13 protein-coding genes are annotated in these 12,870 nt (G+C 74.9%); 5 read left to right on the top strand and 8 right to left on the bottom strand.

Features of this window, described 5'->3' with window-relative positions:
• Positions 1-89 precede the first annotated feature (89 nt).
• From ACWGSR_RS23175 to xylA, 5 genes are all read right to left on the bottom strand, one after another.
• A complete protein-coding gene (locus ACWGSR_RS23175; protein ID WP_376238627.1) occupies positions 90-347 on the bottom strand; it encodes a hypothetical protein in 258 nt (85 codons plus the stop codon).
• A gap of 134 nt (positions 348-481) precedes the next feature.
• Entirely contained in the window at positions 482-1,117 is a 636-nt protein-coding gene (locus ACWGSR_RS23170; RefSeq protein ID WP_453568600.1) for a LutC/YkgG family protein, read from the bottom strand.
• Positions 1,114-2,511, bottom strand: a complete 1,398-nt coding sequence (locus ACWGSR_RS23165) for a lactate utilization protein B (protein WP_376238693.1) — start codon at positions 2,509-2,511, stop codon at positions 1,114-1,116. The genes ACWGSR_RS23170 and ACWGSR_RS23165 overlap by 4 nt, the downstream gene beginning before the upstream one ends.
• Before the next feature lie 50 nt (positions 2,512-2,561).
• Complete coding sequence (locus tag ACWGSR_RS23160; RefSeq protein ID WP_453568598.1) at positions 2,562-3,287, bottom strand: (Fe-S)-binding protein; 726 nt, start codon at positions 3,285-3,287, stop codon at positions 2,562-2,564.
• 167 nt (positions 3,288-3,454) lie between these two features.
• Positions 3,455-4,627: a xylose isomerase gene (gene xylA / locus ACWGSR_RS23155; protein WP_453568596.1), complete on the bottom strand. Its 1,173-nt coding sequence runs from the start codon at positions 4,625-4,627 to the stop codon at positions 3,455-3,457.
• 288 nt (positions 4,628-4,915) lie between these two features.
• Between xylA and xylB the strand changes: the two genes are divergently transcribed.
• The 5 genes from xylB (at position 4,916) to ACWGSR_RS23130 (ending at position 10,191) form a co-directional block, all read left to right on the top strand.
• Entirely contained in the window at positions 4,916-6,424 is a 1,509-nt protein-coding gene (gene xylB / locus ACWGSR_RS23150) for a xylulokinase (protein WP_453568594.1), read from the top strand.
• Positions 6,425-6,497: 73 nt separating this feature from the next.
• Positions 6,498-6,731 carry a hypothetical protein gene (locus ACWGSR_RS23145; protein WP_376238639.1) on the top strand — a complete coding sequence of 78 codons (234 nt, stop codon included), beginning with the start codon at positions 6,498-6,500 and terminating at the stop codon, positions 6,729-6,731.
• Between the two features lie 264 nt (positions 6,732-6,995).
• The gene (locus tag ACWGSR_RS23140; protein WP_453568591.1) at positions 6,996-8,213 is read left to right on the top strand and encodes an ROK family protein; all 1,218 of its coding nucleotides are present in this window, start codon (positions 6,996-6,998) and stop codon (positions 8,211-8,213) included.
• Positions 8,214-8,269: 56 nt separating this feature from the next.
• Entirely contained in the window at positions 8,270-9,703 is a 1,434-nt protein-coding gene (locus tag ACWGSR_RS23135; RefSeq protein WP_376238643.1) for a WGR domain-containing protein, read from the top strand.
• Positions 9,700-10,191, top strand: a complete 492-nt coding sequence (locus ACWGSR_RS23130; protein ID WP_453568589.1) for a hypothetical protein — start codon at positions 9,700-9,702, stop codon at positions 10,189-10,191. Before ACWGSR_RS23135 ends, ACWGSR_RS23130 begins: the two co-directional genes overlap by 4 nt.
• A 10-nt stretch (positions 10,192-10,201) precedes the next feature.
• Here the strand turns inward: ACWGSR_RS23130 and ACWGSR_RS23125 are convergent, their stop codons facing one another.
• The 3 genes from ACWGSR_RS23125 to ACWGSR_RS23115 all read right to left on the bottom strand — a co-directional run bounded on the left by ACWGSR_RS23125 (position 10,202) and on the right by ACWGSR_RS23115 (position 12,794).
• Positions 10,202-10,624, bottom strand: a complete 423-nt coding sequence (locus tag ACWGSR_RS23125) for a DUF350 domain-containing protein (RefSeq protein WP_376238648.1) — start codon at positions 10,622-10,624, stop codon at positions 10,202-10,204.
• A 146-nt stretch (positions 10,625-10,770) separates the two neighbouring features.
• Entirely contained in the window at positions 10,771-11,385 is a 615-nt protein-coding gene (locus tag ACWGSR_RS23120) for an HdeD family acid-resistance protein (RefSeq protein ID WP_376238650.1), read from the bottom strand.
• 32 nt (positions 11,386-11,417) lie between these two features.
• A complete protein-coding gene (locus ACWGSR_RS23115) occupies positions 11,418-12,794 on the bottom strand; it encodes a M20/M25/M40 family metallo-hydrolase (RefSeq protein WP_453568586.1) in 1,377 nt (458 codons plus the stop codon).
• Between the last annotated feature and the right edge of the window lie 76 nt (positions 12,795-12,870).

The following is a 12,870-nucleotide window of genomic DNA, read 5'->3' as shown; positions in this document are numbered from 1 at the left end:
GGCCGTACCCCGCTCGCGGGAGGGGTACGGCCACCGGCCGGGACGGTTTCGGCGCGGGGCCTCTGTTCATCCGGCCACGAGCGACGAGGTCACGCGCTCGCCACGACGGCACCGAGGATCATGCCGCCGACCAGGCCCGCGGCGCTGACCACGAGGGCGACGGTGGCGAGCCGCTCGTGCCGGACGAACTTGGCGACGGCGGCCAGCACCAGGGCGATCACGCCGAACACGATCGGGAAGAAGACCAGCGAGATCACACCCAGCACGATCGCGATGATGCTCATCACGTTGCCGTTGGTCCCGCGGGTCTGCTGATCGGCCGGACGGTTGTCATACTGCGTCGTCATGTTCCACTCCTTCGGGACGATCACTCCGAGGGCTGATCCGGAGGTGGACCGGCCCACCACCCGGGTACCCCGAAGTTCCTTGCCCACACGGTGACTTGAGGGAGGGATGAGGAGCGTCGCCCCGGCCGGGCCCGTCAGGGTCCCGTCACCAGGACCACCTCCAGGGTCCGGGGCCCGTGGACGCCCTCGACGCGGTCGAGTTCGATGTCGCTCGTCGCGGACGGGCCCGAGATCCAGGTCAGCGGGCGTGCCGGGTCGAGGCGGGGGAGGGCCCGGGGGACCGAGGCGACGACCTGTTCCGGGGCCCGGACCACGCACAGGTGCAGGTCGGGGACGAGGGTGAGGGCGCGGCGGCCCTGTCCCGGGCCGCCGTCGAGGACGATCGTGCCGGTCTCGGCGACCGCCACCGCGCACCCCGTCACCACGGCGTCGGCGCCGTCCAGTTCGTACGGGGTCAGCCGGGGGTCGTCGGTCCGCCGGACGGCCTCCGTGGCGGCGAGCCAGCCGGCGGGCAGTCCGGGCGGTACGACGACGCTGCGGGCGCCGCGCTCCGCGAGGAGCCGGGCGATCAGCCCGGCCAGGCCGTCCGGGGCGGTCCGGTGGACGTGGGCCCGGTAGTCGACGAGGTTCTCGTGGAGCAGGTCGAGGAGGGCCGCCGGGTCCTCGGCGGTGTGGCTCGTCCGGTAGTCGCGGGCGGTGGCGGGCGCCTCGGGCGCGTCCGCGACGGCGGCGCGGATCCGGGCGAGTACGCGCGCGCGTGCGTCGGTCATGTGCGGTTCTTCCTCCACCAGTCGCGGAACGGTTCGGCGGGCATCTCCGGCAGGTCGCGGCTCCCGGTCCACCGGCGGACGCCCGGACCCGGCGCCCGCCGGGGGTGCAGCGCGCGGGTGCGGGAGGCCAGGCGCTCCCCGGCCGCCAGCACGCCCGGGTGGTCCAGTACCCAGGCGGAGGCCTTGACCGCCGCCCTTTCGAGGGGGTGACCGCCCTGTTCCGCGACCTTTCCGCGCAGGTGGACCAGGACCTCGGGGATGTCGATGGCGACCGGGCACACCTCGTAGCAGGCGCCGCAGAGGGAGGAGGCGTGGGGCAGGGAGGCGTCGATCTCGCTGGTGGTGCCCCGGAGTTGGGGGGTGAGGATCGCGCCGATGGGGCCGGGGTAGACCGAGCCGTAGGCGTGGCCGCCGGCCCGTTCGTACACCGGGCAGACGTTGAGGCAGGCCGAGCAGCGGATGCAGCGCAGGGCCTGGCGGCCGACCTCGTCGGCGAGGGCGGTGGTGCGCCCGTTGTCGAGGAGGACGAGGTGGAAGGACCGGGGGCCGTCGCCGTCGGTGGTGCCGGTCCACATCGAGGTGTACGGGTTCATCCGCTCGGCCGTGGAGGAGCGGGGCAGGGTCTGGAGGAAGACCTCCAGGTCCCGCCAGGTCGGCACGACCTTCTCGATGCCGACGACCGAGATCAGGGTCTCGGGCAGGGTCAGGCACATGCGGCCGTTGCCCTCGGACTCCACGACGACCAGGGTGCCGGTCTCGGCGACCATGAAGTTCGCCCCGGAGATCCCGACCCCGGCGCGCAGGAACTTCTCCCGCAGGTGCAGCCGGGCCGCCTCCGCCAGCTCGGCCGGGGTGTCGCTCAGCCCCTCCGGCGCCGGGCGCCCCCAACTCCCCATCCTGTCGCGGAAGATGTCGCGGATCTCGCCCCGGTTGCGGTGGACGGCCGGGACCAGGATGTGCGAGGGGCGGTCCTCGCCGAGCTGCACGATCAGTTCCGCGAGGTCCGTCTCGTAGGCGGCGATCCCCTCGGCCTCCAGGTGCTCGTTGAGCCCGATCTCCTGCGTGGCCATCGACTTGACCTTGACGACCTCGCGCTCGCCGGTGGCCCGCACGAGATCGGTGACGATCCGGTTCGCCTCGGCCGCGTCCTCCGCCCAGTGCACGGTGCCGCCCGCCGCCGTCACCGCCTCCTCCAGCCGGAGCAGGTGCGCGTCGAGGTGGCGGAGCGTCTCGTCCTTGATCCGCTTCCCGGCCTCGCGCAGGGCGGCCCAGTCGTCCAGCTCGGCCACCGCCCGCGCCCGCTTGTCCCGGATCGTGTGCGTGGCGTGCCGGAGGTTGGCCCGCAGGGTCGTGTCGCCGACGGCCCGCCGCGCCGCCTCCGGGAACGCCGGCATGCCGACGAAGGCCGGACCGGACCTCGTCGGGGGTGTCCTCTCCTCGCCGCTCAACGCCAGGGCTCCTCTTCCGTGCTCGCCAGGATCTCCGCCAGGTGCAGGGGGCGCAGCGGCGCCTCCCGTCTGCTCGCCATGCCGCCCAGGTGCAGCAGACAGGAGTTGTCCGCGCCGCACAACACCTCCGCGCCCGTCGCCAGCGCGTTCGCGAGCTTGTCGGCGCCCATGGCGGCCGAGACGTCGGGGTTCTTCACCGCGAAGGTCCCGCCGAAGCCGCAGCACTCCTCCGCGCCCGGCAGCTCCACCAGGTCCAGGCCCTTCACCGCCTCCAGGAGCCGCCGGGGCCGCTCCCCGAGCCCGAGCAGGCGCAGGCCGTGGCAGGAGGGGTGGTACGTCACCCGGTGCGGGAAGTACGCGCCCACGTCCGTCACGCCGAGCACGTCCACCAGGAACTCCGTCAGCTCGTACACGCGCGGCGCCAGGCCTGCCGCTCCCGGCACCTCCGCGCCGAACGTCCCGTAGTGGTGCCGCACCATGGCCGCGCACGAACCGGACGGGACGACGACGTGCTCGTACCCCTCGAAGGCGCGCACCGTGCGCCGTACGAGGGGCACGGTCTCCCCGCGGTAGCCGGTGTTGAACTGCGGCTGTCCGCAGCAGGTCTGCGCGGCCGGGAAGTCGACCTCCACGCCGAGTCGTTCGAGCAGCCGGACCGTGGCCACGCCCGTCGAGGGGAAGACGGCGTCGTTGACGCAGGTGACGAAGAGGGCGACACGCATGGCGGATTCCTCGGGGACGGCTCGGCGCGGGGTCTGACGCGGTCCGTAGTCTGGCAGGGGGCGCGGCCGGACGCCCGGCCGACGCCCCGCGCGGCCGCGGGCGTCCGTACGTCCACCGACCCCCGTACGCCCACTGACGCCCGCGCGCCCACCTGCGTCCCGTCTGCCTACCGGCGCACCCCGAGCAGGTGCTCCAGGGCCAGCTGGTCGAGGCGCTCGAAGGCCATCGAGCGCTCCGCCGCCGCGTCCGCGTCGAACGTCTCGTACGCCGTGGGGTCGGCGAGCAGACCGGCGAGGCCGTCGGCGGCCGTGGGCACGGCCAGCTCGGGCAGCCGGGAGGCGTCGAGCGCCGCCACGACGTCCGGGTCGGCGCGGAAGGCCGCCGAACGCTCCTTCAGGATCAGGTAGTTGCGCATGCAGTTCTTCGCGGACTCCCACACCCCGTCGAAGCCGTCCGTGCGCACCGGCTTGAAGTCGAAGTGGCGCGGCCCCTCGTACCCGGCCGTCTCCAGGAGGTCCACCAGCCAGAACGCCTGGCGCAGGTCGCCCGCCCCGAAGCGGAAGTCCTGGTCGTACTTGATGCCCGACTGCCCGTTGAGGTCGATGTGGAACAGCTTGCCCGCCCACAGCGCCTGCGCGATGCCGTGCGGGAAGTTGAGCCCCGCCATCTGCTCGTGCCCGGTCTCCGGGTTCACCCCGACGAGGTCCGGGCGCTCCAGGCGCTCGATGAAGGCGAGCGCGTGCCCGATCGTGGGCAGCAGGATGTCGCCGCGCGGCTCGTTCGGCTTGGGCTCGATCGCGAAGCGCAGGTCGTAGCCCTGCTCGGTGACGTACTGGCCGAGCAGGTCGAAGGCCTCCTTCATGCGGTCCAGCGCGACCCGCACGTCCTTCGCCGCGCCGGACTCGGCGCCCTCCCGGCCGCCCCACGCCACGTAGACGCCGGCGCCGAGCTCGGCGGCGAGGTCGATGTTGCGGAGCGTCTTGCGCAGGGCGAAGCGGCGCACGTCCCGGTCGTTGGCGGTGAACGCGCCGTCCTTGAAGACGGGGTGGGCGAAGAGGTTCGTGGTGGCCATCGGCACCGCGAGCCCCGTGCGGTCCAGGGCGTCCCGGAAGCGCTTCACGACCGCGTCGCGCTCGGACTCCGGCGCGCCGAAGGGGATCAGGTCGTCGTCGTGGAAGGTGACGCCGTACGCGCCGAGCCCGGCGAGCCGCTCGACGGCCTCCACGGGGTCGAGGGCGGGGCGCGTGGCCTCGCCGAAGGGGTCGCGGCCCTGCCAGCCGACGGTCCAGAGACCGAAGGTGAAGCGGTCCGCGGGGGTGGGGGAGAAGCGCTCCGGCATGGGGTGTCCTTCTTTCGTGCGCCGGGGGCCGCGCTCCGTGAGCGGCGGGCCCGTGCCGTGCGAGCGGGGGACCGTCCGGCGGCCGGGTACTGGCCACCGGATTTGTTTTCTGAGATAACTAATACGGGACGGGGCGCCGCCGCGCCAGACCCGCCCCGGAACGAAAGCCCCGGAACGAAAGCTCCGGAACGAAAGCTCCGGAACGAACCCTCGGGACGAACCCGAACGAACCCCAGGACGCTCCTCGGTGCCACCCATCGAGAGACGAGACCGAGACGAGGTGAGGGCGTGCCCGCGAGCCGCTCCGTCGTGATCGGCGTGGACAGCTCCACGCAGTCCACCAAGGCCGCCGCCGTCGACGCCGACACCGGTGCGCTCCTCGCCGTCGGCCGCGCCCCGCACACCGTCACCGGGGCCGGCGGCGCGCGCGAGAGCGACCCGGAGGAGTGGTGGACGGCGCTCGTCACCGCCGTCCGCTCGGCCGTACGGGACGCCGGCGTCCCCGCCGGAGCCGTCACCGGCATCGCGGTCGCGGGCCAGCAGCACGGCCTCGTCACCCTCGGCCCCGGCGGACGGCCCCTGCGGCCCGCGCTGCTCTGGAACGACACCCGCTCCGCGCCCCAGGCCGCCGCGCTCGCCGCCCGCCTCGGCGGCCCCGAGGCCTGGCCGGCCCGCACCGGCTCCGTCCCCGTCGCCTCCATGACCGCCGCCAAGTGGCAGTGGCTGCGCGAGCACGAGCCCGAGCGGGCCGACGCCGTCACCGGCGTCCGCCTCCCGCACGACCACCTCACCGAGCGCCTCTCGGGAACCGCCGTGACCGACCCCGGGGACGCCTCCGGGACCTGCTGGTACGGCACCGCCACCGGCGCCTACGACCGGGAGGTCCTCGACCTCCTCGGCCTCGACCCGGCCCTGCTGCCCGCCCTCGCCCCCACCGGCGCCACCCGCGTCGGCACCCTCGCCCCGGCCGCCGCCGGGGCCCTCGGCCTGCCCCGCACGGTCGCCGTCGCCGCCGGGACCGGCGACAACATGGCCGCCGCCGTCGGGCTCGGCCTCGGCGGCGCGGGCCTGCTCGACCACCCCGTCGTCAGCCTCGGCACCTCCGGCACGGTCTTCGCCGCGACCCGCGTCCGTCCCGCCGCCCCCGGGCTCGCCGGCTTCGCCGCCACCGACGGCACGTACCTCCCGCTCGGCTGCACGCTCAACTGCACCCTCGCCGTCGACCGGTTCGCCGCCCTCCTCGGCCTGGACCGGGAGGACGCCGTGCCCGGCGGCGGGGTCGTCGTCCTGCCGTACCTCGACGGCGAACGCACCCCCGACCTCCCGCACGCCGCCGGACTCGTCACCGGCCTCCGGCACGGCACGGACCCCCGGGCGGTCCTCGGCGCCGCCTACGAGGGGGCCGCCTTCACCGTCCTGCGCGCCCTCGACGAACTCCTCGCCGCCTGCGGCCTCGACCCGGCCGCGCCGGACGCGCGGGACCGGCCGCTGCGCCTGATCGGGGGCGGCGCGCGCGGCCGGGCCTGGACCGACACCGTCCGCAGGCTCTCCGGGCGCCCCCTGGTCGTCCCCGCCGCCGGTGAACTCGTCGCCCTCGGCGCGGCCGCCCTCGCGGCGGGCGCGGTCACCGGCGCCGACCCCGTCGCCCTGGCCGCCGCGTGGGGCACGGGCGCCGGCGAGGTCCTGCCCCCGCTGCCCCGCGACGGAGAGGCCTGGGACCGGATCGCCGGAGTCCTGACGGCCGCGACGCCGACCCTGCTGAGGGACCGACAGGGCACGCAAGCGGAACGGAGATGATCTACTTCGCCGCCGGGACCTGGTCCGGTCGTGATCTCCGGGTTACCCTGCCGTCAACCACGGGGAGGCACACATGATCGCTCTGCTCATCCTGTTCGGGGTCATCATCGGCGCGGGGGCACTGGCGTTCGTCGTCGTGCACCGCCGGGGCGGAAGCAGGACGGACACGGTCGAGGGCCTGCTCCAGGAGCAGGAGGCCGGGCGCCAGGCCCGGATGGACAGGGTCTCCTTCAACTCCCGGTCCGTCCACAACTCCCTGCCGACCACCAGCGACGCCCACCACCGCCGGGGCGGCAACCGGTACTAGCGCGCGTGCCGGGCGCCGCCGGGCAGGCGGGACTTTCGACACACCTGGGGCCTGTCCGGCGGATCAGGGGCGGGGCCGCGACGCCCGGCACGGCTGCCCGTCGCGTTCATCGCTGCTCTCCGGCCCACTGCGCGGCCCGCACCCCGCCCTCCGCGAAGTCCCGGCGCGACGGGCCCGGCACCGGGGGAGCCGTACGGCGCCGGGGACACGGCACCGGACGCCGTTGTCGTGCGAACGAAACGGGCGACTAGGCTCTCGCTCACCATGAACCAGCCCACGGAACCCAAGGCCGACAAGTCGGGAGTGCGACGGCACAACCTGAGCCTCGTCCTGCGGACCGTCCACGAGGCGGGCGAGACCACCCGGGCCGCCGTCGCGGCCCGCGTCGGACTCACCCGGCCCGCCGTCTCCTCCCTCGTGGAGCAGCTCCTCGACCTCGGCCTCCTCGTCGAGTCGGGCAAGACCTTCAGCGGGCAGGCGGGCCGGCCGGGCACCGTCCTGAAGCCGGCCGACACCGGCCCCGCCGGACTCGGCGTCGAGATCAACGTCGACTACGTCACCGCCTGCGTCGCCGACCTGACCGGCACCGACCGCGTCCGGCGCACCGAGCGCCTCGACAACCGCGCGGCCGGCGCCGGCGAGGTGCTGGCCGGGGCCGCCCGCATCGCCGCCGGAGCCCTGGACGAAGCGGCCGGCCTCGGCCTCTTCCCGGCGGGGGCCGGACTCGCCCTGCCCGGCCTCGTCTCCGGCGGGACCGTCCGGCAGGCCCCCAACCTCGGCTGGAACGAGGTCCCCGCCGAACGCCTCTTCGCCGAGGCCCTCGCCGCCCTGCGCCCCGCCACCACCGGCCTCCCCGTCGCCTCCGACAACGAGGCGAACTCGGCGGCCCTCGCCGAGCTGTGGTCCGGCTCCCTCGGCGAGGTGCGCACCTTCCTGCACCTGACGGGGGAGATCGGCGTCGGCGGCGCGATCGTCGTCCACGGCGAACTCCTGCGCGGCGCGCACGGGTTCGCGGGCGAGATCGGGCACATGGCCGTCGACGCCGAGGGCCCCCGCTGCCGCTGCGGCTCGCGCGGCTGCCTGGAGCAGTACGCCGGGCAGGCGGCCCTCCTCGCCTCGGCCGGGGCGACCGGCGTCCCCGACCTGGCGCGCCGCGCAGGAGCGGGGGAGCCGCGCGCCCTCGCCGCCCTCGCGAAGGCGGGCCGCATGCTCGGACGCGCCCTGTCGGGGGCCGTGAACCTCCTGGACCCCGAGGCCGTCGTCCTGGGCGGCATCTACCCGCGCCTGATGCCCTGGCTGGCGCCCGCCCTGACGGAGGAGCTCGCCGACCGGGTCGTCTCCGGCCTCTGGACCCCGGACGCGGGCCGTCTGCGCCCGGCCTCCGCCGCCGCGGACGCGGCCCGGGGCGCGGCGGCCCTGGTCCTCCGCGACGTCCTGGCCGACCCGCTGGCCCACGCCGCGGCGGGCGACCGGGGGGCGTGAGGGCGCCGGCACCGTCTCCGGGGACGTTGTCAGTGGTCGCCCCTAACGTTCTCCCCATGACGACGACTTACCTGGAGCTGTCGCAGGACGGCGGCGGTGCCCACAAGTTCTACGAAGTGACCGTCGAGGACCTCGCGGTGTCGGTCCGCTACGGCCGGATCGGCGCGGACGGGCAGACGCAGCGCTCCACCTTCCCGACCGCGCAGAAGGCCCAGGCCGCCGCCGCGAAGAAGATAGGGGAGAAGGTCCGCAAGGGCTACGCCCCCGCGGTGCGCGGAGCGCGCGCCGCCCGCGCGGTGACGCGCCGCGCGGTGACCTCGGCGCCCTCCACCGCGCGGGCCGTCGCCCCGGTGCTCTGGCGCTTCCGGACGGGCTCGGCGGCCTTCGGCGTCCACGTCGACGAGGAGCGCTGCTGGGTGGGGAACCAGGCGGGGGACGTCTTCACGCTCGACCGCACCGGCGAGGTCCAGGCCCGCTTCAGCCTGCCGGACGGCGTCAAGTGCCTGGTGGCCGACGACTTCTGGATCTACGCGGGCTGCGACGACGGCAAGGTGTACGACCTGTCGTCCAAGCTCCCCTTCGCCGCGTACGACATCGCCACCGACGTCGACATCTTCTGGCTCGACATCCACGAGGGCGTCCTGCACGTCGCCGACCGCTCGGGCCGGCTCACCGTCATCGACCACGAGGACGAGCACCAGTGGGCGCGCGGCGGCCAGGGCGAGCACGCCTGGATGGTCCGCGCCGACGGCGACGCCGTCTACTACGGGGACACGCGCGGCGTCGCGGCCCACGCGCCGGACGGCGGCGGCGAGCTGTGGCACACGGCCACCGACGGCGCGGTCCTCTTCGGCTGGCAGGAGGACACCGCGGTCTACGCGGGCACGGGCCGCAGGAAGGTGCAGCGGCTCGCGAAGAAGGACGGGCGCGTGGAGGCGGTGTACTCCTGCGACAGCGCGGTGTACTCCTGCGCCACCTCGCCCGGCGGCCGGTTCGTCTTCGCGGGCGACTCGTCCTCCTCCGTCTACTGCTTCGCGGAGGACGGCACCCGGCTGTGGAAGCTCGGCACGGGCGGCGGCTCGGCGCTCTCCATGCAGTACCGGGACGAGCGGCTCTACCTGGTGACCACCGACGGCTCGCTGGTCTGCGTGGACGCGAGTGAGGCGGCGATCACGGCCGCCCAGCGGGGCACGGTCCCGGTCGCCCGGGACGTCAAGCTGGCCGCCGCGATGCCGGTGTACGAGCCCGCCACGACCGCCACGGCCGTGACCGTCGTCAGCGACGCCCCGGCCGGCGCGGTGGTCGTGGAGTGCGTGAACGAGTCGGGCCGGACCCGGGTGCGGGTCGTCTCGGGGGGCTACGACTCCTCGTGGAACGTGCAGTTCCCGCGCGCGATCCGCGAGCCCGGCGCGCGGTACGTGGTCGACGCCCTGCACCCCGCCGCGGGCGGCTTCTACCGGGTCCGCGGCGACATCCGGCGGCTGCGGTGACGGTGCGGGGAGCCGGCGGCGGGGGCGGCGCCGGCGTCTTCGAGGCGGCCACGGGCGACGGCCCGCCCCTGCCCCCGGCCGACGCCGAGCAGCGCTCCCGGGAGGTCCGGGCGGCCCTCGACGGGCTGCTCCGGATCAGAGGGCTGACCGGGGAGCGGGGCGAGGACCCGAAGGCCGTGCCCGCCGACTGGGAGCGCCGGCAGCCGGTCCGGGCGGTGGCCCTGGCCCTGGAGTCCGGCGGGATCGCGCCCTCGTCCGTGGACGCCGCCGGGGCGCGGAGCTCCACCGGCTACCGGGTCGCCGCGGGGGAGAGGCCCGGCACGGCCGTGGTCGAGTGGCTGGGGCCGCCGGGCGCGGGCGCCGCGCGGGAGGAGGCGGAGGCGCTCGGCGCGTGCGTTCCCGTCCTGGCCCGGCTCGGCTGGGACGCCCTGCTCTACAAGGGGCCGCGCGGCCGCCGCTTCCTGGAGGTGGAGCCGATGGGGGCCTGAGCCCCGGGGCTCAGGCGATCGAGGCGGAGACGATCGCCGAGACCGCGATGTTGCAGGAGGCGGTGACCCAGACCGCCGGGTGCGGCTCGGGGTCGACGAGGGTGGCGCCCAGCTTCCCCGGCGTGACCAGGTCGACGACGAGGAAGGCCACCGCCATCATCACCAGGCCGAGGAGGCCGAACGCGGCGGTCGAGACGAGGCCCTTGCCGAAGTCGTCGTACGTGGTCCAGATCGAGGTGAAGACGATGCCGCCGATGCCGAGGAGCGCCGAGCTGAGCAGGATCGCGGCGTTGCGGTTGCGGTCCTCCCAGATCTGCCGCCCGAGCTTGCCGGGGGTCAGCACGTCCACGAGCACGATGCCGAGGATCAGCAGGACCACGCCGAGGGCGCCGTAGGCGCCGGTCCGGCCGAGGCCGTTGACGATGTCGCTCATGGGATGCGGGCTCCGGAGGGTTCACGATCGCGGGGGATCGGACGGTCGGGGACCGGCAAAATGTAGCGCACGCGTCAACGACGACCGCCGCCCGCCCGGGGACCGGACGGACGGCGGAGGACGACGATCGGGCAGGTGAGCCCCGGTCAGGTCCCCGGCGGCAGGTTCCTGGCGCGCGAGCGGACCTGGAGGGCCGTGACGATCTCGACGGCGCCGACGGCGACCAGCCAGATGCCGCCGAGGAGCGTGAGCACCGCCGCCGACTCCAGCGGGGACACGATGAGCACCACCCCGGCCAGCGCGCTGACGATGCCGAGGAAGACCTGCCAGCCGCGGGCCGGCATCGCCGGGTCGGAGGCCGCCGCCACGGTCTGGGTGATGCCCCGGAAGAGCCAGCCGATGCCGATCCAGAGCGCGAGCAGCAGGATCGACTGCATCGCGCCCCGGAAGCAGAGCAGACCGAGCAGGATCGAGAGGGCGCCGCTGATGAAGGCCATGACCCGCAGCGCGGTGCTCACATGGGTGCCGAAGGCGGCGACCAGCTGCATCACACCGCTGAACAGCAGGTACAGGCCGAAGAGCACACCGGCCACGACCAGCGAGGCGCCGGGCCAGACCAGGACGAGGACGCCGAGGACCAGCGCCGCCAGACCGGCGAGGAGCAGGGCCTGCCAGGCGGCGCCCGCCAGCATGCCGAGGGGCCCGGTCGGTACGTCCCGGTCCTGGGGCCTTTCGTGGGACCGGTCATGAGTCTGTGTCATGGGACGGAAACCGTTCTGTTCGCGGGGGAGGTTCAGAGGGGGGTGGCGTAACCGCTGAGGAAGAGCGCCTCGGTCAGCGCCATGTGCTCGATCTCCGAGGGGTCCACGCTCTCGTTGGGCGCGTGGATGAGGCAGCCCGGCTCCTCGACGCCGATGAGCGCGATCTCGGCGTCCGGGAAGTGCGCGGCGAGCACGTTGCACAGCGGGATCGACCCGCCCTGCCCCGCCTGCACCATGTCCTTCCCGTACGCCTCGCGGAACGCCGTCGCCAGGGCCCGGTAGGCGGGGCCGTCGGTGCGCGCCCGGAAGGGCTGGCCCGCGCTCTCCGGCTCCACCTCCACCCGGGCGCCCCACGGGGCTGCCGAGGTCAGGTGGTCGGTCAGGGCGCGCAGGGCGTCGTCCGCGTCGATCCCCGGTGGGACCCGCAGGCTGACCCTGGCCCGTACCTTCGCCTGCACCGCCGCCGAGGAGCCCACGACCGGCGGGCAGTCGATGCCGAGGACGGTGACGGCCGGCCGGGCCCACAGCTCGTCGGCGACCGAGCCCGTACCGACCAGGGACACCCCGTCCAGGACGCCGGCGTCGGAGCGGAACTGCTCGGCCGGGTAGTCGACGCCCTGCCAGGAGCCGTCGCCCGCGAGCCCCTTGACCGCCGTGTCGCCGTGCTCGTCGCGGAGGCCGTCGAGCATCCGGACGAGCGCGGCCAGGGCGTCGGGCGCGGGCCCGCCGAACATGCCGGAGTGCATCTCCCCCTTCAGGGTGGAGACGGTCACCACGACGTTGGTGAGCCCGCGCAGCGAGGTGGTCGCGGTGGGCAGGCCGCGCGCGAAGTTGCCGGTGTCGCAGATCAGCAGGGCGTCGGCCGCGAACAGCTCCGGCTGGAGCGGGACGAGCCTCTCCAGACCGGCCGTCCCCTGCTCCTCGGAGCCCTCCGCCACGAACTTGACGTGCACGGGGAAGCCCCGCCCCTCCGGCCCGCCGAGCGCGCGCAGCGCCGTCAGGTGCATGGCGATGTTGCCCTTGCAGTCGGCGGCGCCGCGGCCGTACCAGCGCCCTTCGTGCTCGGTGAGCTCGAAGGGCGGGGTGCGCCAGGCGGCGTCGTCGAGCGGCGGCTGCACGTCGTAGTGGCAGTACAGCAGGACGGTCGGCGCCCCCTCGGGGCCCGGCGCGTGCCCCACGACCGCGTCCGTGCCGTCCGGGGTCGTCACCCGCCGCATGTCCCTGAGTCCGGCCTCCGTGAAGGCCCGGACGAGGAAGTCGGCGGCCTTCGCGCACTCCTCGGGCGGGAACTGGCGCGGGTCGGCGACGGAGCGCATCACCACCAGCTCGGTCAGGTCCTCCTTCGCCCGTGGCATCAGGGCCCGGACCCTCTCCCGCAGGGCTGCGGTCTCGGTGGACTCGGCGGTCATGCGTACCCACTTCCCTCGGGCCGCTTCCGGGGGCACGGCTCGCGACGGTCCCGGGACGGCGACAGCCCTCTCACTA

It is taken from the genome of Streptomyces sp. NPDC055632 (assembly GCF_053618675.1).
The sequence above is the reverse complement of the archived record's forward strand: the minus strand, read 5'-3'. Positions and strand labels throughout refer to the sequence as shown.